The following is an 18,858-nucleotide window of genomic DNA, read 5'->3' as shown; positions in this document are numbered from 1 at the left end:
TTTAAATCAAATATGATAGATGTACCACATTGTCCACAAAGCTCGTAAAAAACGAACTGCAGGCAAAACCAAGAGCTACCGCGACCATGACTAATACAAGCCGGAAACTATTTTGCCGTGCTGGTTCAATGTAGCGATCGAGTCTCAAAGACTGGAGTCCCACAAATGCCAAGGCGATAAAGACAAAATGACTGATGATCATCAAAAGCGCCATTATTCCTATATATTGCATCTTTTTCCCTCTTCTCTTTTACTCAATCCGAAATAATCATAGCATAATTTTTCAGTTCAGTCACTCATTTACGGTGAATCTATAAAAAAATATAGCTATATCTACGCGAAATTCAGATAAAACGCTTACTCAGATATAGCAAAAAAATCCTTGCCAAAATGACAAGGATCTTTTTGCTTATTTCTTCGAAACACTCAAACGGTTGATCGCCCGACGTAAAGAAACTTCAGCACGCTTTAATTCATTATCATCGTGATTTTCTTTGGCTTTTGCGATCCGTGCTTCGGCACGTTTGCGCGCCCGTTCAGCCCGTGAAGTGTCGATCTCTTCTTTTCTTTCAGCTGCTGATGCAACTACAGATAAAACATTGTTTGAAAATTCGATGAATCCACCGCTAACTGCGACTTCATCAAAGGTATCTTCACCTGTCTTGACTCTGATCTTATCAATTGCCAGTGATGCCAACAAAGGTAGACGGTTCGGCATGATACCGACCTGCCCGACCGTTGTTGTACAGATCACTAGATCAGTTGTATTTTCATAAACCGATCCATCAGGCGTAACCACATTGACAGTTAATACAGGTTTTTCATCCATTGGACGCTACCCCCTTAATTGCCTTGTGTCATCTGTTCAGCTTTTTTCACAACATCTTCGATCGGACCACAGCTTCGGAAAGCATCTTCTGGAAGATCATCGTACTTACCTTCAAGGATCTCTTTGAAGCCTTTAACTGTTTCTTCAACTGGTACATAAGAACCTGGGACACCAGTAAATTGTTCCGCAACGTTAAAGTTTTGGGACAAGAAGAATTGGATCCGGCGGGCACGTGAAACGATAACTTTTTCTTCATCAGATAATTCATCCATACCTAAGATCGAAATAATATCTTGTAATTCACGGTAACGTTGTAATACGTGTTGGACTTCAGTCGCTACACGGTAATGTTCTTCACCCACGATCTCAGGTGCTAAAGCACTTGAAGTAGATGCCAATGGGTCAACAGCTGGATAGATACCTTGTTGAGTCAAGGAACGTTCCAAGTTAGTTGTAGCATCTAAGTGAGCAAAGGTCGTGGCTGGCGCAGGGTCAGTGTAGTCATCGGCAGGCACATAAACGGCTTGGATCGATGTGACCGAACCTTTCTTAGTTGAAGTGATACGTTCTTGCAATTGCCCCATTTCAGTTGCCAATGTTGGTTGGTAACCAACGGCAGATGGAATACGGCCTAACAAGGCAGAAACTTCAGAACCAGCTTGGGTAAAGCGGAAAATGTTATCGATAAACAATAACACGTCTTGGCCTTCAACATCACGGAAGTATTCCGCGATCGTCAAACCAGTCAAGGCAACCCGCATCCGAGCTCCAGGTGGCTCGTTCATCTGACCAAAGACCATGGCTGTTTTTTCTAAAACACCTGATTCTTTCATTTCAAAGTAAAGGTCATTACCTTCACGTGTACGTTCACCAACACCAGTAAAGACAGAGATACCGTTATGTTCTTGTGCAATGTTGTGGATCAATTCTTGGATCAAAACGGTCTTACCAACACCGGCACCACCGAACAGACCGATCTTACCACCCTTGATATAAGGCGCTAATAAGTCGATAACTTTGATCCCTGTTTCAAGAATTTCTGTACTTGTGTTTAATTGGTCATAAGCTGGCGCATCGCGGTGGATAGGATCTCTGCGATGGTCGGCACTAATTTCTGGACCATTATCAATTGTTTCCCCTAAGACGTTGAAAACACGTCCCAAAGTATCATTACCAACGGGCACACTGATAGCTGCGCCGTTATCAACAACTTTTGCCCCACGTTGAAGACCATCAGTGGAATCCATCGCGATCGTCCGCATTACGCCGTCGCCCAATTCAAGAGCAACTTCGATCACCAATTTTGATCCATCTTCACGTTCAACTGTTAAAGCATTGTTAATATCAGGTAAGGATTCACTAAGAGGGAATTGGACATCGACAACTGGGCCGATTACCTGAACTACTTTACCGTAACTCATCTAGTTAATTCCTCCTAATCGTTCTAATCTAAGGCAGCTTGCGCACCTGTGATTTCCGTAATTTCAGTTGTGATCGCACTTTGACGTGCACGGTTATATTGAAGCTCTAACGCAGAAATAATATCCTTAGCGTTATCAGAAGCTGACTTCATTGCAGTCGAACTTGATGCATGTTCAGAAGTCTTAGCATCTAAGATAGCTCCATAAACCAAACTTTCCGCATATTGAGGCAAGATAACTTCTAAGATCGCATCACGTGAAGGTTCTGTTTCATATTCGATATGATACTTTTGATCTTCATCAAGTGCAGTCAAGTCATCATCACCCATATTTTCAGCTGTGATAGGTAACATCTTTTCAGCTCGGAAAATAGAGGTCAAAGTGTTAACAAAGTGGTTGTAACAAACAAACAATTGGTCGTACAGCCCATTGCTATACATCGTCACGATAGCTTCAACGATCGGACGTACTTCTCTAAATGTCGGTACGTCTTTGACACCGCGAAATTCATACGCAACGTTGTAACCACGTTTACTGAAAAATTCAGCCCCGGTACCACCAACTGCGATGATCACAACATCATCTTTGGTGTGGCCGTTTTCTTTGATCAGATCAAGCGTTTGTTTGATAACGTTACTGTTGTAGCTACCAACCAAGCCACGATCTGAAGTCACAACGACGATCCCGGTCTTTTTCACAGGACGTTGTTTTAGCATACCTAAGGTGTTGAGTTTGCCCGTTTGGTCTTTCCCACTTTCAACTGCTGAGGCAGAATCAAGTAGATGAGATTGTGCCAAATGGGTAATCACGCTACGAATCTTCGAAGCATAAACTTGATAACTTACAGAGTGCTTTTGGATCTGACTCAACTTAGCAGTCGAGACCATTTGCATCGCACTTGTGATCTGTCCAGTTTTCTTAGTCGAAACGATTCGACGCTTAACTTCTTGTAAAGAAGCTGGCATTAGCTCTCACCACCCTTTCTTATTTTGAATTTGCTTGAAAAGTCGCTGCAAATTCTTTGATTGCTGTATCTAATTTATCTGTGTCTGGTAATTGACCAGTCTTAGCAATGTGATCTAAGAGATCTTTGTGGTTGTTATCAAAGAAATCAAACATTTCATCTTGATAACGCAAGATCTCATCAACAACAACAGAGTCTAAGAATCCATGTGTCAAAGCATATAAGATCAAGACTTGCTTTTCAACTGGAAGTGGCTTGTGAAGTGGTTGCTTCAAGACTTCAACTGTCCGACGACCACGATTCAACTTAGCTTGTGTTGCTTCGTCAAGATCAGAACCAAATTGCGCAAATGATTCCAATTCACGATATGAAGCTAAGTCCAAACGTAATGTACCAGCAACTTTCTTCATCGCCTTGATCTGAGCCGAACCACCAACACGAGAAACTGAAGTACCCGCATCGATAGCTGGACGAATACCAGAATAGAAGTTATCGCTATCCAAGAAGATCTGACCATCAGTGATGGAGATAACATTAGTTGGAATATAAGCTGAAACGTCACCAGCCTTAGTTTCGATAAATGGTAGAGCAGTCATCGAACCGCCACCTAATTCATCACTAAGTTTAGCTGCACGTTCCAACAAACGTGAGTGAAGATAGAAAACATCCCCAGGATAAGCTTCACGACCAGGTGGACGTCTCAAGATCAAGGAAAGTTCACGGTAAGCATCAGCTTGTTTTGAAAGATCATCATACACGATCAAAACATGCTTGCCGTTAAACATGAATTCTTCACCCATTGCAGCCCCAGCGTATGGAGCTAACCAAAGTAATGGCGCTGGTGAAGAAGGACCAGCTGAAACAACGATCGTATAGTCCATTGCACCATATTTGCGTAATGTTTCTACTTGAGTACGAACAGTTGATTCCTTTTGACCAATAGCAACATAAATACAGATCATGTCTTGGTCTTTTTGATTTAAGATCGTATCGACCGCAACTGATGTCTTACCAGTCTTACGGTCACCGATAACTAATTCACGTTGGCCACGACCGATCGGCACAAGTGCATCGATCGCTTTGATACCTGTTTGAAGTGGTTCATTAACAGATTGACGTTCCATAACGCCAGGAGCCTTACGTTCTACCGGACGAGTCTTGTCCGTTTTGATCTCCCCTAAACCATCGATCGGTTGGCCTAAGGGGTTTACTACACGGCCGATCAAAGCTTCCCCAACAGGGACTTCCATGATCTTACCAGTACGTTTTACCGTATCGCCTTCACGAATGCCTTTATAAGCACCTAAGATAACGATACCGACATCGTTTGATTCTAAGTTTTGCGCCATTCCGTATGTACCATCTTCGAATTGAAGAAGCTCACCAGAAAGGGCATTATCAAGACCATTAGCACGAGCGATCCCGTCACCAACGTAAGTAACTGTACCAACTTCATCGACGGTAAGTTCGTCTTTATAGTTAGCTAATTGTTGCTTGATAAGAGCACTGATTTCCTCAGCCTTAATGCTCATAAAAGTCTCACCTCTTTAAAAATCATTTTAATAACAGACGCTTAATATTTGCGATCTTCGACTTAATGGAGCCATCAAACACATAACTACTTGATTGCAAGACGACCCCGCCAATGATCTCGGGATCAACTACTGTTTCAAGTTCTACTTTTTTAGCTCCAACTACCTTAGCAAAGGAAGCTGCGATCTTATCTTTACGAGTTTGATCCAACTCGACCGCAGTTGTCACCGTCGCGCGGACTGTCTTTTCGTCTTCATCAGTTAATCTGTTGAATTCATCAATAATATCTTCTAAATTGGCGATCCGTCTGTAATCGTATAACATCGCTAACAAGTTAGATGTCAATTCAGAAGTACCACTTTGTAGATTTTTTAACATTTCAAGCTTAGCAGCATGTTTGATCGCTGCACTTGTCATGAAATCAACAAATTGTGGTTCTGCTTGCAAGACTTGTTTGATCTGAGCCAATTCACTAGAAGTTTCTGTTAAAACATCTTGTTCCTTAGCCGTTTCAAACAAAGCTTTTCCATAACGTTTAGCTATTGTTTGCTTATCTAATGCCATCTTGCTTCCCCAACCCTTCGATATAAGAGTCGACCAAGGCTTCTTGGTCTTTTGCACTCAATTCTTTTTGAATGATCTTTGAAGCAATTTCAACAGATAAAGCAGCTACATCGTTTTTTACATTGGAGAGCGCTTCTTGGCGTTCTTGCTCAATGTCTTTTTTAGCATTCTTTTTCAATGTGCTGACTTCTTCTTGTGCCGAATTTACGATAGTAGCTTTTTGCTGTTCACCGTTCTTCTTTGCACGATCAATGATTTTTGAAGCTTCAACATGAGAATCTTTAAGCGCTGATTCACGTTTAGCTGCGAGCTCTTCCGCTTTTTTGCGGGCATTTTCTGCTGAATCAATGTCGTTTGCGATCTTATCGGCCCGTTTTTCCATCATTTCAGTCACAGGTCCCCAAGCAAAATGCTTAACGAGTGCGATCAAAATCAAGAAAGTACAGAGATAAAATAAGAAGTCGCCCCATTGTACACCACCTTCAGCAGTAGCCAATAGTAATGCTGAGTTCATTCATTGACACCTCCTAATCTTTCAATAATGTGACAAAGTTATACTGATAGATCAGAGATTATTTAGCCATCAACATGAATGAGATAACGATAGCGATGATCGGCACAGCTTCGATCAAACCGACACCGATAAACATTGTTGTCCGTAATTGACCTGAAAGTTCAGGTTGACGAGACATACCTTCCAAAGTTTTTGCGATAACCAAACCGTTACCTACACCTGTACCGATAGCAGCAAAACCTGCGGCAAGACCCGCACCAAGTAAAGCTAAAGCTGTTGTCATAATAAAAATCCTCCTTAAAATTAATCCTACAAGTTAATTATTCTTTTTCGACCTTTTGAGAAATATATACCATTGTCAATGTTACGAAAACGTAAGCTTGGATCGATCCAATAAAGACTGAAAATCCCTGCCAAATCATTTCGAGCGGGATCGCTGGTAAATACGTCCACGGTGTATGTGATTTAGCCAACTGTTCATAGATAACAGTCAACAACACTTCACCAGAATAGATGTTACCGTAAAGACGTAATGCCAGAGTCAAGAAATTCGTAAATTGTTCCAAAACATTAATTGGGAATAAGGCCGGCATTGGACTAAAGTACGAATTTTTGACATATCCCTTAAAGCCAAACTTCGCAACTCCCATGAGATGTGACAATAGCAAGACTAGAAATGCCAATGTCAAAGTCGTTGCGGGCGAAGCAGTCGGACTTTTAATGTAGTTTACACCATTAATTGGAAGCTGAATAGCCAATCCTATTTGGTTAGAAACAAAGATAAACAAGAAGAGAGTAAAAATAAGGAGTCCATATTTTTTTCCCTGTTCATCAGGCATGGAGCTTTTGACGATCCCATTTGTAAAATCTATCATCCACTCGATCATATTTTGCTTACCCTTTGGCTTCATTTGCAATCTGCGTGAGAACCAAAAGACGAGTCCAAAAACGATCAATGCTGAAACCAGTCCTGAAAGGCAGTTACCTACATTAAAAGGAATACCAAAAAGCTTCAAAACTTGAGCTTCTTCATTCACCAAGTTTCACCTCTTTTCAATTGTGATCAATACGGTTGAACAAAATGGTCGAACCATAAGATTAAGATTCAAGCATAGATAAAAAACTATTTTTGAATACAAAAGCAATAATACCACCAAATCCCCCAAAATTCAAAATTTAAATGAATTTATTCTAAAAGTTAAAAAATGGGGCAACAACTGTATTTAAAGCATTTGACCAGTATTAGATCCGCGACACATTGCACGACTTGTCTATTTAGTACCAAACAAGCGATCGCCCGCGTCACCTAAACCAGGAACAATATAACCATTTTCATCAAGCCGATCATCCAAAGCAGCAGCGAAAATATCGATATCTGGATGTGCTTTACGTAAAGCTTCCACACCTTCTGGCGCAGCAACTAAACACACAAACTTGATCGATTGGGCACCACGCTTCTTCAAAGCATCTACAGCCATGATAGCTGAACCACCAGTTGCCAACATTGGATCGACCACAAAAACTTCACGACTAGCTAGATCGCTAGGCATCTTAACGAAATATTCGTGTGGTTGCATCGTTTCTTCATCACGATACATCCCAATGTGACCAACTTTAGCAGCAGGGATAAGATTCAAAATACCTTCTACCATCCCAAGTCCAGCCCGTAAGATCGGTACAACAACAACTTTCTTACCAGCCAAACGTTTCTTGTATGTCTTGCCCATCGGTGTTTCGACCTCAACATCTTCCAACGGCATCTCACGCGAAACTTCATATGCCATCAAAGTTGCGATCTCATCGACACATTGACGAAATTCTCGTGTCCCGCAATCCTTATCGCGAATGATCGTTAGTTTGTGTTGGATCAATGGATGATCTAAGACTTCAAATTTACCCATTTTGTTAAATTCCTCCTTTGTCTAGCTCTGCTACTTATTTTAGCCGAAAATGCGCCCATTTGCTACTATTAGCGCTAAATTATTTATTCTTATTGAATTCCTTAAAGAAAGCATTTCCAGCCGCTTTCTTTAAGCGATTCATATAAGCTTCACCTAAACCTGTTTCCAAAACGCCCGCACATAAGATGTAGTCTTTGTTATCAAAAGCCCTGAGCCCTGAAAAGAGCCGACTGCTAGCACTCTTAACGTCTGAACCTAATGAGTAGCCTTCGATATTTTCTGGTAGCTCAGATACTTTAGCTACTTCTGGTTCAAAAGCCATCACCCCGATCTTAGATGTTTGTGTCTTAGCCCAAGCCAGAGCTTCTTTCCATTCATCAGCATTTACGATCAAAACTTGAGCATCAGGTGCATAGTGTTTGTACTTCATCCCTGGAGCTTTAGGTATCTCGGCTTGACCGACATGATGCTTATCTGAACGAACTTTGCAACCTAAAATCTCGCTGATCTGTTTTGGGGTGACTGCTCCTGGACGCAAGACAGTTGGCACAGCTGTACTTAAGTCAACGATCGTGGATTCGACCCCAACCGTAGTCGGACCATCATCAACGATCCCTTTGATCTTGCCTTCCAGATCATGAAAGACATGTTCTGCTGTCGTAGGGCTCGGTTTACCCGAAGAATTAGCTGATGGTCCAACCAATGGGACTCCAGCTTCTTTGATCAATTCTAGCGTTGTTTGATTGTCAGGCATCCGAAAAGCAGCCGTCTTTAATCCACCCGTGACTGCATCGGGCAGTGAACCAGGTTTGATCGGTAAAATGATCGTCAACGAGCCTGGCCAAAATGCATCCATCAATTTTTGGGCTGTTTCAGGTAATTTTTCGACGTAGCGTTCGACCATTTCCTTTGAACAAACCGTCACGATCAAGGGATTATCTGAAGGACGACCCTTGGCAAGATAAACGCGTTTGACTGCTTGGGCGTTAGTTGCATCAGCTCCTAGCCCATAAACGGTCTCAGTGGGAAAAGCGACCAATTCGCCCAACTGTAGTTCTCTAGCGGCCAAAGCAACTTTATCTGGTGTATAGATCTCAGTTATCAACACTGTTATTTCCTCTTTTCTATTAAAAACTTACTTTTACCATTCGGTCATGACCGGTGATATCTTGGCGTAATTGAACTTTAGCTGTGGGATAAGCTTTGCTAAAGATCTCGACTACACTTGGACCTTGTTGAAAGCCGATCTCTAAATAGAGCTTACCCTGTTTTGTCAGATGTTTTCTGAGGTTTTCAGCTAATTTCTTATATAGATATAAGCCCTCATCTGGCGCAAATAAAGCCGTTTTAGGTTCATGCTCTAAAACACTTTTGTCCATTAATTTTGCCTCTGATTCGGCAATATACGGGGGATTTGAGACGATCACATCAAATTCGCCCGTAATATTTTGTAAAAGATCACTTTCGATCAATGTGGCCTCTAGCTTTAAGGCTTGCTTATTTTCTTTGGCAACTGCTAGCGCTTGGGGGGAAATATCACTTAAAGTAACTTCCCAATCAGGACGTTCATGTTTTAAACTTAGGCCGATCGCTCCAGTACCAGTCCCGATATCTAAGACTTTCAGAGAAGTTTTAGGTTCAGTTTCCAAGATCCACTCGACTAATTCTTCTGTCTCTGGTCGTGGGATCAAGGTCGCTTCGTTTACTTTGAACTCCAAGCCAAAAAAGTTAGCTTTTCCTAGTAAATATTGCGCTGGCCAATCTTGGCAGTACAACTTGACATTGGTAAAAAAGCGCTCTAACTGTTCAGCTGACAATTGGGTCTGATAATTCATCAACATCTCTGTTGTACTCCAATTCAACTGACCTTGCAAGAGCAGATCAGCAGCACTTGGATCTTTTCCATGATCTTTGATAAAAGAAAAAGCCCATTGCTGAGCTTTAAAAACGGTCATTTTATCCATTTTGTAATTCTTCTAAGGCTTTAGTTTGATCGTAAAGAACTAAAGCATCGATCACATCTTCTAATTCACCGTTCATGATACGATCAAGCTTGTTCAAGCTCAGACCGATCCGGTGATCAGTAACACGGTTTTGCGGATAGTTATAAGTTCTGATACGTTCCGAGCGATCCCCGGTACCGACAGCAGATTTACGGTTTTCATCATAAGCACTTTGCTCTTGAGCAGCATAATAGTCATAGACACGTGCGCGCAAGATCTTCATCGCTTTTTCACGGTTTTGTTGTTGGGAACGTTGATCTTGCATAGCAACGACGATCCCCGTTGGCAAGTGAGTCATCCGCACAGCTGAAGATGTCTTGTTGATATGCTGACCACCAGCACCAGAAGCGCGATAAACGTCGACTCTGATGTCTTTTGGATCGATCTCGATCTCAACATCTTCTTCTTCAGGCATGACAACTACGGTAGCCGTTGAAGTATGCACCCGACCTTGAGATTCAGTTACAGGGATCCGTTGAACACGGTGAGCCCCAGATTCATATTTCAATTTAGAGTAAACGCTTCGACCATTGATGAGCAATGCGATCTCCTTGAAACCACCTACTTCTGTCATCGTCTTATCGATAACTTCGATGTTCCAACCTTGATGTTCAGCATACTTGCTGTACATCGTGAATAGATCGCCCGCAAACAAACTCGCTTCATCCCCACCAGCAGCACCACGGATCTCCATGATGATGTTTTTATCATCGTTAGGATCCTTAGGTAAAAGCAAGATCTTGATCTCTTCTTCTAATTGTTCTTTTTCAGTCTTTGAACTTGCCAATTCTTCTTTGACCATCGTTGTCATTTCATCATCGTCAAGTCCTGCACTAAGCATCTCTTCGTCATCTTTGATCTGTTGGATCACTTGCTTATATTTGTTATACTTTTCGACTGTTTCACGCAGATCAGCCATCTCTTTTGAAAGTTCCATAAAGCGCTTAGTATCTGCGATCACATCCGGATCAGAGAGCAATTCGCCGAGTTCTTCATAGCGATCTTCAAGCATTTGCAATCTGTCAAATAACTTATCCATAAAATTCTCCTTATTTAATAATGTTGTTTGTATCAGTTGGTGGCGTAACGTAATGTTTACGGCACACCGGATAATAAGATTCATTGCCACCGATCTCGATCTGCTTACCATCATAAACTGGCTTACCATCATTGACCCGTAAGTTCATGATCGCTTTTTTATTGCAAAACCAGCAGATCGTCTTCATCTCTTCGATCTTATCCGCATACAGTAGTAAATATTTTGAGCCTTCAAAAAGTTCGTTACGGAAATCATTTTTCAAGCCAAATGTCATCACGGGGATATTTAATTCATCGACCACCCGTGTCAATTCTAAAACATGATGCTTACTCAAAAATTGAGCTTCATCGACCAAAACACATGCAGCGTTTGGGTCTAATTCTTTGACCTTAGCTAAAAGGTCATCTTCCTCAAAAATTGGAAATGCCTTACGCTTAAGCCCGATCCGGCTCGAAACATAACCGACTTCATCGCGGTCATCCAAGCCACTAGTCATAATAATTACGCTTTTATCTTGCTCTTCATAATTATGTGCGACTTTTAAGATCTCGATCGTCTTGCCGCTGTTCATTGCTCCATAGCGGAAAAAAAGCTGTGCCACTAACGCCACCATCCTTTTAATAGTTCCTAAACTAGTATATATGATTTGTGCATAAATTTCATTAATAAATTTGTTAGGTATCGCTATCCGTACGGCTCGACTTGTTTTTGTGCGCACTGATCTTTGTCGTGCTCCGAAAAACTGAGCCTAGCTGATAGCTACGGATAAGCAAGACGCCAAAAACGCCTCTTGGCTTATCCTATGCTATCCGTACGGCTCAACCCGTTTTTCTGCGCACTGATCTGTATTTTATGGTAAGATACAAGTTGACATAAAAAAATCGGAGGAAATTTCATGTCATTTAAAAGTTCAATCTCAATCACTGCGGGTAAAACTTCTCACTGGTTCTTGCATAATTTTATGCATGGTGGGACCTCTCTGCCTGGTAAGTTAACTTTAAAAATCGATCCTGATGTTTTAAAAGCTTTAGCTAAAGACTACGAGATCGTGATCATCACTGGGACCAATGGTAAGACACTGACGACCGCTTTGACCGTAAAAGTGTTACAAGCTAAATACGGTAATGTTTTGACTAATAAGAGCGGTTCTAATATGAAACAAGGGATCGTGACTGCTTTTTTGACAGCTCAAAAAACGAGCTCTGGCAAAAAACTCGCTGTCCTTGAAACCGATGAGGCCAATGTGCCGATCGTCTGTGAATATATCAAACCAAAAATGTTCGTGTTGACTAACCTTTTCCGTGATCAAATGGATCGCTATGGTGAGATCTACACGACTTATGACAAGATCTTAAAAGGTGTATTGATGCATCCTGATGCACTTGTGCTTGCAAATGGAGATGCACCTATATTTAATAGTAAAAAACTACCTAATAAAGTCATTTATTACGGTTTTGCAGATAAAGCTGAAAAAGACCAACTCGCGCCAGCTAACACTGATGGGCTATTGTGTCCTAGTTGTCAACATATCTTGCATTTCAAATACCGTTCTTACAGCAACTTAGGTAAGTACTTCTGCCCGCATTGTGGCTTTAAGCGCCCTGAATTGACTTATAAAGTCGATCAAGTCAGTGCTCAGACCCCAGGATCTTCTAAATTTACGATCAATGGACATGAAGTTGAGCTGCATATCGGTGGAACTTACAACATCTATAACGCCCTAGCCGCTTATGCAGTCGGCGCACAGTTAGACGTCGAACCAAAAACGATCTGCCAAGCACTTAGTCAAAATGACGAAAAAGTCTTTGGTCGGCAAGAAGTTATCGACCTTGATGGTAAAGAAGTGACCATGATCTTGGTCAAAAACCCAGTCGGCCTTGACCAAGTTTTAGAGATGATCAAGACCGATGATAAGCCATTTTCACTGGCAGTCTTGCTAAACGCCAATTACGCTGACGGGATCGATACGAGCTGGATCTGGGATGGTGATTTTGAAAACTTACCATTTGATAAGATCCCTAGTGTCTTGACTGGGGGCGAACGTTACAAAGACATCACGTTCCGTTTACGTGTAGCTGGTGTTCCCGAAGAAAACTTTGCGCAACGTGAAAGTCTAAAAGACGTCTTAGCTCACCTCAAAACGATGCCGACAGAACATATCTACGTACTAGCAACATATACTGCAGTCTTACAATTACGGAAACTTTTGGCAGATGAAGGCTATATCAAGGGAGGCATGGATTAATATGAAATACCAACTTCACTTAGCACACCTTTATGGCGATCTATTGAACACTTATGGTGATATCGGCAACGTTTTAGTTTTAGAATACTATGCTAAACAGATGGATATCGAATTGACTTCAGAAGTTATCTCACTTGACCAACAATTTGATGCTTCAAAATTCGATATTGCCTTTTTCGGTGGTGGTCAAGATCATGAACAAGCCATTGTTTCTAAGGATATTCAAGCAAAAAAACAAGCTTTGACTGATTATATCGAAGACGGTGGTCCGATGCTTGCGATCTGTGGAGGCTACCAATTGCTAGGCAAATACTATATCGGTGCAAACGGCGAACGCATCGAGGGGATCGCTGCACTTGATCATTATACAAAAAGCCAAGACAATAACCGTTTCATCGGCGATATCGTGATCGAAAATGAAGAAACGGGGCAAAAATACCATGGTTTTGAAAATCACAATGGTGTCACCTACCTTGGTAAGGGTGAGCGTCCTTTAGGAAAAGTCATCAGTGGTCATGGTAATAACGGCAAAGATCAAGGTGAAGGGGCGATCTATAAGAATGTTTACTGTTCTTACTTCCACGGCCCGATCCTGGCTAGAAACGGTGAATTAGCTAAGCGGATCTTACTTACGGCTTTAAAGCGTAAGTATCCTGATGCTGATCTAACTGCTCAAGAAAACTTAAAGATCAAACCAACTTATTAAACACGACATAAGTAAAAAACATCTTCAATTCCAATGTTTGGCATTGAAGATGTTTTTTCTTTAGCGGTAGTTTTTATTAATATATATAATATTAATAACTACTTATATCACAGCCAATGTGTTCAACTATTTGGCCTTTGATAATAGATGGCGATCCCAAACAAAAGCGTCAAAACATTTAAAACGATCCCTAAGACGACGATATTGCTGTAGACTTGTGGTAATAATAGAAAAATGATCCCAAAAAATGAATATAGACTCGTGATCAAAGTCGAAACGATTGAAAAGTCCAACTGCTTATATTCTTTATAGATCATCTTTTCAAAAATATTACCTGATATCCCGATCAAAACAAAACCTAGAAATAACAAGATCAATTTTAAATACAGCTGTGGAACTAAAAATAGCAATAAAAAAGCTGTTCCCGAAAAGATATATTCGATACAAAAAAATCTATGATGTTCTATTGAAACATATGGCGCTAATAAAGCACCTGTAAAATCAGCTGCTTGTTGAACAGCTACGACCAAGCCTAGCCATTTAACATCAATGTGTAAGCTGATCAAATATAACGGAGCTAATGTTGTTAAAAGATCCAATGCTCCGCTCAAAAAGGCTTCGATCACAATGATCTGGCTAGCTTGTTTTTGCTTAAAAAACTTACTGATGTATCCTACTAAACTCTTTAACGGTGGAAGTTCTTCAGTTGTTGGCTGTAGTAAAGCTCTAGAAGTCTTTAGTTGTACGATAAAAATGATACCTAACACTAAAAACGGTAAACTCAACTGTAGCAAGCCTAAATATGACATGAGTCCTAACAAGAGCGACGCTACAAAATTACTTAAAATATCTAAAGTATTTCCCGTAAAATACTGAATGTCAACTGAGCGCTCGATCAACTCACTGTCATTTTCCAATGCTTCAGGTACTAGTCGCATCTGTAAGGCACTTTGGATACAAGATATCATGCTAAATAAAATATTGTAGACATAAATATAGCCAATCGCAACTTTATAGTAAAAACTAATGATGACAAGTAACGCTAATACTAGGTACAAAGCCCTAAAAACAAGGAACCACTCTTTTGTCCGTTTGATCTTAGCTAAAAGCGGGCTATACAAAAACGCAAACATTGACGGGATCATTCCCAACAAGGCAAATAATGATAAAGAATCTGCTTTGATGTGATAGACCTCGACCAAACCAAGCAATAAGGCAACACCATAAAAACTATCGCCGATATTATCTGATGCTCCGCTTAAAAGCAATTTTTTGAAATTTTTGGGATATTTACTTAGAAAGGTCATACTGCATCACCTGCCAATTTAACAAATCGAGTTGCAAAGCATCGGGCATTACATTATCCAATTCTACTAATTCAAAAAAAGCACGATATGCAATCAATCCCGCTGACATATATGAAATAGGAGAAATTATGCTTGTCGGCACTTCATTTTTCAAAAGATTATCATCAGTGATCATATTTTCACCATAGAATTTATGCAATGACTCTGTTTTTCCTGGTCTAATACTAGCGTAATTTATCACCGTTGAAGCATAGGAACCAACAATAAGTGGACGGTCATATTGGTAGGAAAGATCATCGAACCAATAATCGATCTTAACTGTAGGTTTATCAGCACAACAGAGCGCTAGATCAAAATCATATTTTTCATAAATTTTAGCCAGATCTTCTTTTGATAATATTTTTTTACTCAGAGTTTTGATCTCCACGTTACTATCTATTTCTTTTAAGTACGCCTTTACAACATCCACCTTAGGTCGACCAATGTCTTTTTCTCTAAATACACTTTGACGCGTTAAGTTTGATATGTCCACAATATCAAAATCCAATAAAATAAATTTTTTTACTCCTAATCTAGTTAAGATCTCCGAAACATTCCCACCAATACCACCTAGACCTACGATCAATACTGTTTTTTGCTCTAATTGTCGTTGATAAGTACTTGGATCAAGATTTCTGGAAACATCTATCCATTCAAAGAAATTGATATTCCTAGAATATCTAGTATCACTGTAATCATTGTTTGTCAATAACCCCATACTTCTCCATTGTTCAACTTTTTTTAATTCTTCTTTTGTATACTTTCCTGTATCATCAGTGTCATACTTATCTAATTTTTTCACCAAATATGCATTATCTTCTGTATATGGTACAGTTCGTACTAATGTTGCATTTCCGAAGCCAAAAACGATTTTTTCATCTTCAACATATGGCTGCAATGTTCGCTTGATCTTCATAATTATCCCCTCCCTTTTCTTAATAAAACTAGTCTTTGATCATTGCTGATCAAAGACTAGTTTCTCTTATCTACCGCCAACGCGATAGCCAAGTCTACGTTTTATTGGGAACCTATTCATAGGTATCACCTCCTTTTTTAGGTTTCCCTAATTTTATCAGTAACAAATTTCAGTGTCAATATTTATTTTGTAAATAAATATATTTACTAATAAGTTTTATATATCACGATCACTACTATCTTTTGTCCCTCATATTTTTAAACACAAAAAGCTGTTATCTTTGAATTTTTCGTCAACAAAATAAAAAATGTCTAGTGTGATCTTTAATGTTCACGCTAGACATTTTCCTTTGAAATATGATCAGCCACCTATAATAACTTTACAATGTGACATCTAGACTATCCCCTTATTTTTCTTACTTTCCGTACTGGGCATCGTCATTTTGCTTATTTAATCCTAACTGGATCAGTTGTCGTGTCTCATTTGCTGTCTGCTCCTTCAAAGCGTTTAATGTTTTATTAAAATTTTCGATCGTCTGGTCTACATTTCTAAACTGCTTTAAGTCCGTTTTCTTGATATTTGCGTGCTTAAGTGGATCTACTCGCCCAAGTGCTGCTTGATTGCGATCGACTGTTATTTGCCACTCTTGAAGGTCAACTCCAACTTTTCCCATCTAAAAATTCCTCTCTTATTCTTTTTTCAAATTGTAGCCCCACACCGATATCAGTATAAATTTCACCTTCAAATTCAGTGAAAACAAAAAATGTCGGGGTGTTTGGATATTCGCCATCTAATTTCATTACGGCTTCTCCCAAAGCTTCCATCCCACGTGCAAAATCTAGCTGACTCATACCCTTAACACGTGTTTGTAACATTCTTCTCACTTGAAAATAAGTACGGTAATTAAATTCCTCAGTCAAACCGCCATGATGATCTTCTTTCACTGAAACAAAAAGTTGCATTGGGATCGCCTCTGTTTGCATCAATTCGCCACCATTAGCAAAAAATACATTTCCGACAGGGGTATAACCTGCTTCGATCACATTATCGATAAAATCTTTGAATGCCTCATTTATCATTTCCATATCAACAACACAATTCAAGCTAATAACATTTTTTGCAGTAATACTTTGTCCATGTGCTATCATCACTTTTCACCTACTTTTCTTCGATCGGTTTGATCGGAAAGATGAGATCTACCCAATAATCAGCATAGATCGGCGTAAACACCATAAAGAAGCGCTCTGGGATCGGTAAATCTTTTTCCTTAAGAAAATCAAGGATCTTTTGGTAAGCATCATTGATCTCATCTCCAAAGCGGACCGTTTCTGTCACTGCTTCAGGAATATCCAAAATCGTTTGCCAATCAAAAGGATTTTCCTCAAGCTCGACTTCAACACTTATCGGTGCATAAGCCTTAAAATCGATCTCATCTGCAAAAAATTGATCAGTCGGCAGAGATACCATTGCTGGGCCAGTCTTATAGACCCCTTCGCCATATCCCATCATGTCGATATATTCAACTAGATCTACCAACTGTTCGCTCTTTAGATGACGCTCAATGGTCATCATATTTTCTTGATGTAATGCTACTACTCTCATTTTAGTTCTCTCCTTTTTTCTTTGATACAAAAATTGCCGACTTTTCGATGTCTTTAGGTCCAAACTCTTTTATTAGATTACGACGATAAGGTGTATCTAGCATTAGCCAATATGGAATGACTTTAAGTGAGAAAAACATTGCACAAATCAGAATACCAATCCCATAGAAAAATTCATTATCAGTAAAGTATGCAATTAGAACCGCAGGCATTCCTACTATAACGATCATATATATCATATATTTGGTTACCCTTCTCTCTTTTTTTCCACGATATTCATACCATATACAAAAAGCCATAAAACTAACATAATATAAAATCACCAGTATTAAGCCCACCAACATCATATTTTCTGATATGTCCATCGTAACCCTAAAAAGTCTATATAAAGTATAGACATTGACATAATTAGATATTACTTCTACAACCCCTGCCCATCTTTTTTTGTGATATTGATCCCAAAAAATTCGCTCAATTACTAATAATATTAATGTAATTCCATAAAAATATATCAACCACTTCTTCGTTTCTGAAGAAAGGATATATTCTGGAATCGTTCCTACTGGTAACGTAGCAAAAAGGAAACCGTTGATCCATAACATTATTGTGTTCTCAAATTTCGAATATGTTGTTATTCTCAAAAAAGCATATTGTACTTTCCTAAATGTTCGATGCATTTTCTACCTCCACTAACTTATATATTTTCCCAAAAGTCATTCCAAGCACGCTTTATTTTCTTTTTGTATCCCGAACCATCAATAAATTTCGACACTGCAATTGCTGCACCAATACCTATAACGACACCAACACCAACAGTTAGCAAAGTAGGCGTTATTGCTAAGCCAAACATTGCAGTTGCTCCCCCTAGCAATTCTGTAGTTATACTTGTCCCCACCATACTACCAACAGTCGATAGACCCGCAGTCACAGCCATATCACCTAGATCGATCGCTGTACCTCCGATCAGACTCATTGCTCTTGCCTTGCCTTTTAGCTTATGTTCGTTTGCCATCTTATTTGATTCATTGAAACCGTCATAGAGCGATAAAGTCTTGCTGGCGATATTTATTCCAGGGATAACTCGCCCTAAACCTTTAGCCTTACTGAAGTCTTTGAACATTGCTTTAAAATGCAACTCTTTTAAGGCACTGCTCTTGGCTTCTTTGAGATAGTCTTTGACTTTCAAGCTGCCTTTTTGCTGAGGAGATACGATCTTTTTAGTATCGTAGATATACAATTGTTTGGCTAATTTTTCACCGCCTTTGACGACATTAGC

22 protein-coding genes and 1 pseudogene are annotated in these 18,858 nt (G+C 39.8%); 2 read left to right on the top strand and 21 right to left on the bottom strand.

Annotation, left to right across the window (positions count from 1 at the left end; genetic code table 11):
* Position 1: 1 nt before the first annotated feature.
* The 14 genes from Q9Q35_RS07655 to Q9Q35_RS07590 all read right to left on the bottom strand — a co-directional run bounded on the left by Q9Q35_RS07655 (position 2) and on the right by Q9Q35_RS07590 (position 11,369).
* Positions 2 to 232, bottom strand: a complete 231-nt coding sequence (locus Q9Q35_RS07655) for a DUF1146 family protein (protein ID WP_304652833.1) — start codon at positions 230 to 232, stop codon at positions 2 to 4.
* A 177-nt stretch (positions 233 to 409) separates the two neighbouring features.
* Positions 410 to 829 carry a F0F1 ATP synthase subunit epsilon gene (locus Q9Q35_RS07650; protein ID WP_056959779.1) on the bottom strand — a complete coding sequence of 140 codons (420 nt, stop codon included), beginning with the start codon at positions 827 to 829 and terminating at the stop codon, positions 410 to 412.
* A 14-nt stretch (positions 830 to 843) separates the two neighbouring features.
* Complete coding sequence (atpD, locus tag Q9Q35_RS07645; protein WP_004049159.1) at positions 844 to 2,250, bottom strand: F0F1 ATP synthase subunit beta; 1,407 nt, start codon at positions 2,248 to 2,250, stop codon at positions 844 to 846.
* A gap of 23 nt (positions 2,251 to 2,273) precedes the next feature.
* The gene (locus Q9Q35_RS07640) at positions 2,274 to 3,215 is read right to left on the bottom strand and encodes a F0F1 ATP synthase subunit gamma (protein WP_304652832.1); all 942 of its coding nucleotides are present in this window, start codon (positions 3,213 to 3,215) and stop codon (positions 2,274 to 2,276) included.
* A gap of 19 nt (positions 3,216 to 3,234) precedes the next feature.
* Complete coding sequence (atpA, locus tag Q9Q35_RS07635; RefSeq protein WP_304652831.1) at positions 3,235 to 4,746, bottom strand: F0F1 ATP synthase subunit alpha; 1,512 nt, start codon at positions 4,744 to 4,746, stop codon at positions 3,235 to 3,237.
* 22 nt (positions 4,747 to 4,768) lie between these two features.
* Entirely contained in the window at positions 4,769 to 5,311 is a 543-nt protein-coding gene (gene atpH / locus Q9Q35_RS07630) for an ATP synthase F1 subunit delta (RefSeq protein ID WP_304652830.1), read from the bottom strand.
* Positions 5,298 to 5,825, bottom strand: a complete 528-nt coding sequence (atpF, locus tag Q9Q35_RS07625; RefSeq protein WP_010688654.1) for a F0F1 ATP synthase subunit B — start codon at positions 5,823 to 5,825, stop codon at positions 5,298 to 5,300. Before atpF ends, atpH begins: the two co-directional genes overlap by 14 nt.
* A 58-nt stretch (positions 5,826 to 5,883) precedes the next feature.
* Positions 5,884 to 6,108: a F0F1 ATP synthase subunit C gene (atpE, locus tag Q9Q35_RS07620; RefSeq protein ID WP_004049169.1), complete on the bottom strand. Its 225-nt coding sequence runs from the start codon at positions 6,106 to 6,108 to the stop codon at positions 5,884 to 5,886.
* 37 nt (positions 6,109 to 6,145) lie between these two features.
* Positions 6,146 to 6,862, bottom strand: coding sequence for a F0F1 ATP synthase subunit A (gene atpB / locus Q9Q35_RS07615; protein ID WP_304652903.1), 717 nt, complete (start codon positions 6,860 to 6,862; stop codon positions 6,146 to 6,148).
* A gap of 234 nt (positions 6,863 to 7,096) precedes the next feature.
* Positions 7,097 to 7,726 (bottom strand): uracil phosphoribosyltransferase, encoded by a 630-nt coding sequence (gene upp, locus Q9Q35_RS07610; protein WP_304652829.1) that lies wholly within the window; start codon positions 7,724 to 7,726, stop codon positions 7,097 to 7,099.
* A 79-nt stretch (positions 7,727 to 7,805) separates the two neighbouring features.
* Positions 7,806 to 8,834: an L-threonylcarbamoyladenylate synthase gene (locus Q9Q35_RS07605; protein ID WP_304652828.1), complete on the bottom strand. Its 1,029-nt coding sequence runs from the start codon at positions 8,832 to 8,834 to the stop codon at positions 7,806 to 7,808.
* A gap of 19 nt (positions 8,835 to 8,853) precedes the next feature.
* Positions 8,854 to 9,690: a peptide chain release factor N(5)-glutamine methyltransferase gene (prmC, locus tag Q9Q35_RS07600; protein ID WP_304652827.1), complete on the bottom strand. Its 837-nt coding sequence runs from the start codon at positions 9,688 to 9,690 to the stop codon at positions 8,854 to 8,856.
* The gene (gene prfA, locus Q9Q35_RS07595; RefSeq protein ID WP_010688647.1) at positions 9,683 to 10,768 is read right to left on the bottom strand and encodes a peptide chain release factor 1; all 1,086 of its coding nucleotides are present in this window, start codon (positions 10,766 to 10,768) and stop codon (positions 9,683 to 9,685) included. The genes prmC and prfA overlap by 8 nt, the downstream gene beginning before the upstream one ends.
* Positions 10,769 to 10,778: 10 nt before the next feature.
* The gene (locus Q9Q35_RS07590; protein ID WP_304652826.1) at positions 10,779 to 11,369 is read right to left on the bottom strand and encodes a thymidine kinase; all 591 of its coding nucleotides are present in this window, start codon (positions 11,367 to 11,369) and stop codon (positions 10,779 to 10,781) included.
* Between the two features lie 294 nt (positions 11,370 to 11,663).
* Between Q9Q35_RS07590 and Q9Q35_RS07585 the strand changes: the two genes are divergently transcribed.
* Complete coding sequence (locus tag Q9Q35_RS07585; protein ID WP_304652825.1) at positions 11,664 to 13,013, top strand: Mur ligase family protein; 1,350 nt, start codon at positions 11,664 to 11,666, stop codon at positions 13,011 to 13,013.
* 1 nt (position 13,014) lies between these two features.
* On the top strand, positions 13,015 to 13,719 hold the full coding sequence (locus Q9Q35_RS07580; RefSeq protein ID WP_304652824.1) for a type 1 glutamine amidotransferase: 705 nt from the start codon (positions 13,015 to 13,017) through the stop codon (positions 13,717 to 13,719).
* Positions 13,720 to 13,841: 122 nt separating this feature from the next.
* Here Q9Q35_RS07580 and Q9Q35_RS07575 read toward each other — a convergent pair whose 3' ends face one another.
* The 7 genes and pseudogenes from Q9Q35_RS07575 to Q9Q35_RS07545 all read right to left on the bottom strand — a co-directional run.
* Positions 13,842 to 15,026: an MFS transporter gene (locus tag Q9Q35_RS07575; RefSeq protein WP_304652823.1), complete on the bottom strand. Its 1,185-nt coding sequence runs from the start codon at positions 15,024 to 15,026 to the stop codon at positions 13,842 to 13,844.
* Positions 15,010 to 15,981: a ThiF family adenylyltransferase gene (locus Q9Q35_RS07570; protein ID WP_304652822.1), complete on the bottom strand. Its 972-nt coding sequence runs from the start codon at positions 15,979 to 15,981 to the stop codon at positions 15,010 to 15,012. Before Q9Q35_RS07570 ends, Q9Q35_RS07575 begins: the two co-directional genes overlap by 17 nt.
* Positions 15,982 to 16,396: 415 nt before the next feature.
* Positions 16,397 to 16,654, bottom strand: a complete 258-nt coding sequence (locus Q9Q35_RS07565) for a hypothetical protein (protein ID WP_304652821.1) — start codon at positions 16,652 to 16,654, stop codon at positions 16,397 to 16,399.
* Positions 16,635 to 17,129, bottom strand: a complete 495-nt coding sequence (locus Q9Q35_RS07560) for a DUF5085 family protein (RefSeq protein ID WP_304652820.1) — start codon at positions 17,127 to 17,129, stop codon at positions 16,635 to 16,637. Before Q9Q35_RS07560 ends, Q9Q35_RS07565 begins: the two co-directional genes overlap by 20 nt.
* Before the next feature lie 10 nt (positions 17,130 to 17,139).
* Positions 17,140 to 17,583, bottom strand: coding sequence for a hypothetical protein (locus Q9Q35_RS07555; RefSeq protein ID WP_304652819.1), 444 nt, complete (start codon positions 17,581 to 17,583; stop codon positions 17,140 to 17,142).
* A gap of 1 nt (position 17,584) precedes the next feature.
* Positions 17,585 to 18,259 carry a hypothetical protein gene (locus tag Q9Q35_RS07550; protein ID WP_304652818.1) on the bottom strand — a complete coding sequence of 225 codons (675 nt, stop codon included), beginning with the start codon at positions 18,257 to 18,259 and terminating at the stop codon, positions 17,585 to 17,587.
* Between the two features lie 17 nt (positions 18,260 to 18,276).
* A pseudogene (locus Q9Q35_RS07545) lies at positions 18,277 to 18,858 on the bottom strand (hypothetical protein); the annotation flags it as partial.

The organism is uncultured Ligilactobacillus sp., from assembly GCF_948826705.1.
Classification (GTDB): domain Bacteria; phylum Bacillota; class Bacilli; order Lactobacillales; family Lactobacillaceae; genus Ligilactobacillus.
Note: the sequence above shows the minus strand (reverse complement) of the source record. Positions and strands in the feature narration are given on the sequence as shown.

Excerpts from the sequence above, each read along its gene's own strand:
- prmC (WP_304652827.1), bottom strand. The coding sequence starts at position 9,690 with ATGGATAAAATGACCGTTTTTAAAGCTCAGCAATGGGCTTTTTCTTTT.
- Q9Q35_RS07555 (WP_304652819.1), bottom strand. The coding sequence starts at position 17,583 with ATGAGAGTAGTAGCATTACATCAAGAAAATATGATGACCATTGAGCGT.
- atpD (WP_004049159.1), bottom strand. The coding sequence starts at position 2,250 with ATGAGTTACGGTAAAGTAGTTCAGGTAATCGGCCCAGTTGTCGATGTC.
- atpH (WP_304652830.1), bottom strand. The coding sequence starts at position 5,311 with ATGGCATTAGATAAGCAAACAATAGCTAAACGTTATGGAAAAGCTTTG.
- atpA (WP_304652831.1), bottom strand. The coding sequence starts at position 4,746 with ATGAGCATTAAGGCTGAGGAAATCAGTGCTCTTATCAAGCAACAATTA.
- upp (WP_304652829.1), bottom strand. The coding sequence starts at position 7,726 with ATGGGTAAATTTGAAGTCTTAGATCATCCATTGATCCAACACAAACTA.
- Q9Q35_RS07560 (WP_304652820.1), bottom strand. The coding sequence starts at position 17,129 with ATGATAGCACATGGACAAAGTATTACTGCAAAAAATGTTATTAGCTTG.
- atpF (WP_010688654.1), bottom strand. The coding sequence starts at position 5,825 with ATGAACTCAGCATTACTATTGGCTACTGCTGAAGGTGGTGTACAATGG.
- Q9Q35_RS07550 (WP_304652818.1), bottom strand. The coding sequence starts at position 18,259 with ATGCATCGAACATTTAGGAAAGTACAATATGCTTTTTTGAGAATAACA.
- prfA (WP_010688647.1), bottom strand. The coding sequence starts at position 10,768 with ATGGATAAGTTATTTGACAGATTGCAAATGCTTGAAGATCGCTATGAA.
- Q9Q35_RS07650 (WP_056959779.1), bottom strand. The coding sequence starts at position 829 with ATGGATGAAAAACCTGTATTAACTGTCAATGTGGTTACGCCTGATGGA.
- Q9Q35_RS07585 (WP_304652825.1), top strand. The coding sequence starts at position 11,664 with ATGTCATTTAAAAGTTCAATCTCAATCACTGCGGGTAAAACTTCTCAC.
- Q9Q35_RS07640 (WP_304652832.1), bottom strand. The coding sequence starts at position 3,215 with ATGCCAGCTTCTTTACAAGAAGTTAAGCGTCGAATCGTTTCGACTAAG.
- atpE (WP_004049169.1), bottom strand. The coding sequence starts at position 6,108 with ATGACAACAGCTTTAGCTTTACTTGGTGCGGGTCTTGCCGCAGGTTTT.
- Q9Q35_RS07565 (WP_304652821.1), bottom strand. The coding sequence starts at position 16,654 with ATGGGAAAAGTTGGAGTTGACCTTCAAGAGTGGCAAATAACAGTCGAT.
- Q9Q35_RS07655 (WP_304652833.1), bottom strand. The coding sequence starts at position 232 with ATGCAATATATAGGAATAATGGCGCTTTTGATGATCATCAGTCATTTT.
- Q9Q35_RS07580 (WP_304652824.1), top strand. The coding sequence starts at position 13,015 with ATGAAATACCAACTTCACTTAGCACACCTTTATGGCGATCTATTGAAC.
- Q9Q35_RS07575 (WP_304652823.1), bottom strand. The coding sequence starts at position 15,026 with ATGACCTTTCTAAGTAAATATCCCAAAAATTTCAAAAAATTGCTTTTA.
- Q9Q35_RS07570 (WP_304652822.1), bottom strand. The coding sequence starts at position 15,981 with ATGAAGATCAAGCGAACATTGCAGCCATATGTTGAAGATGAAAAAATC.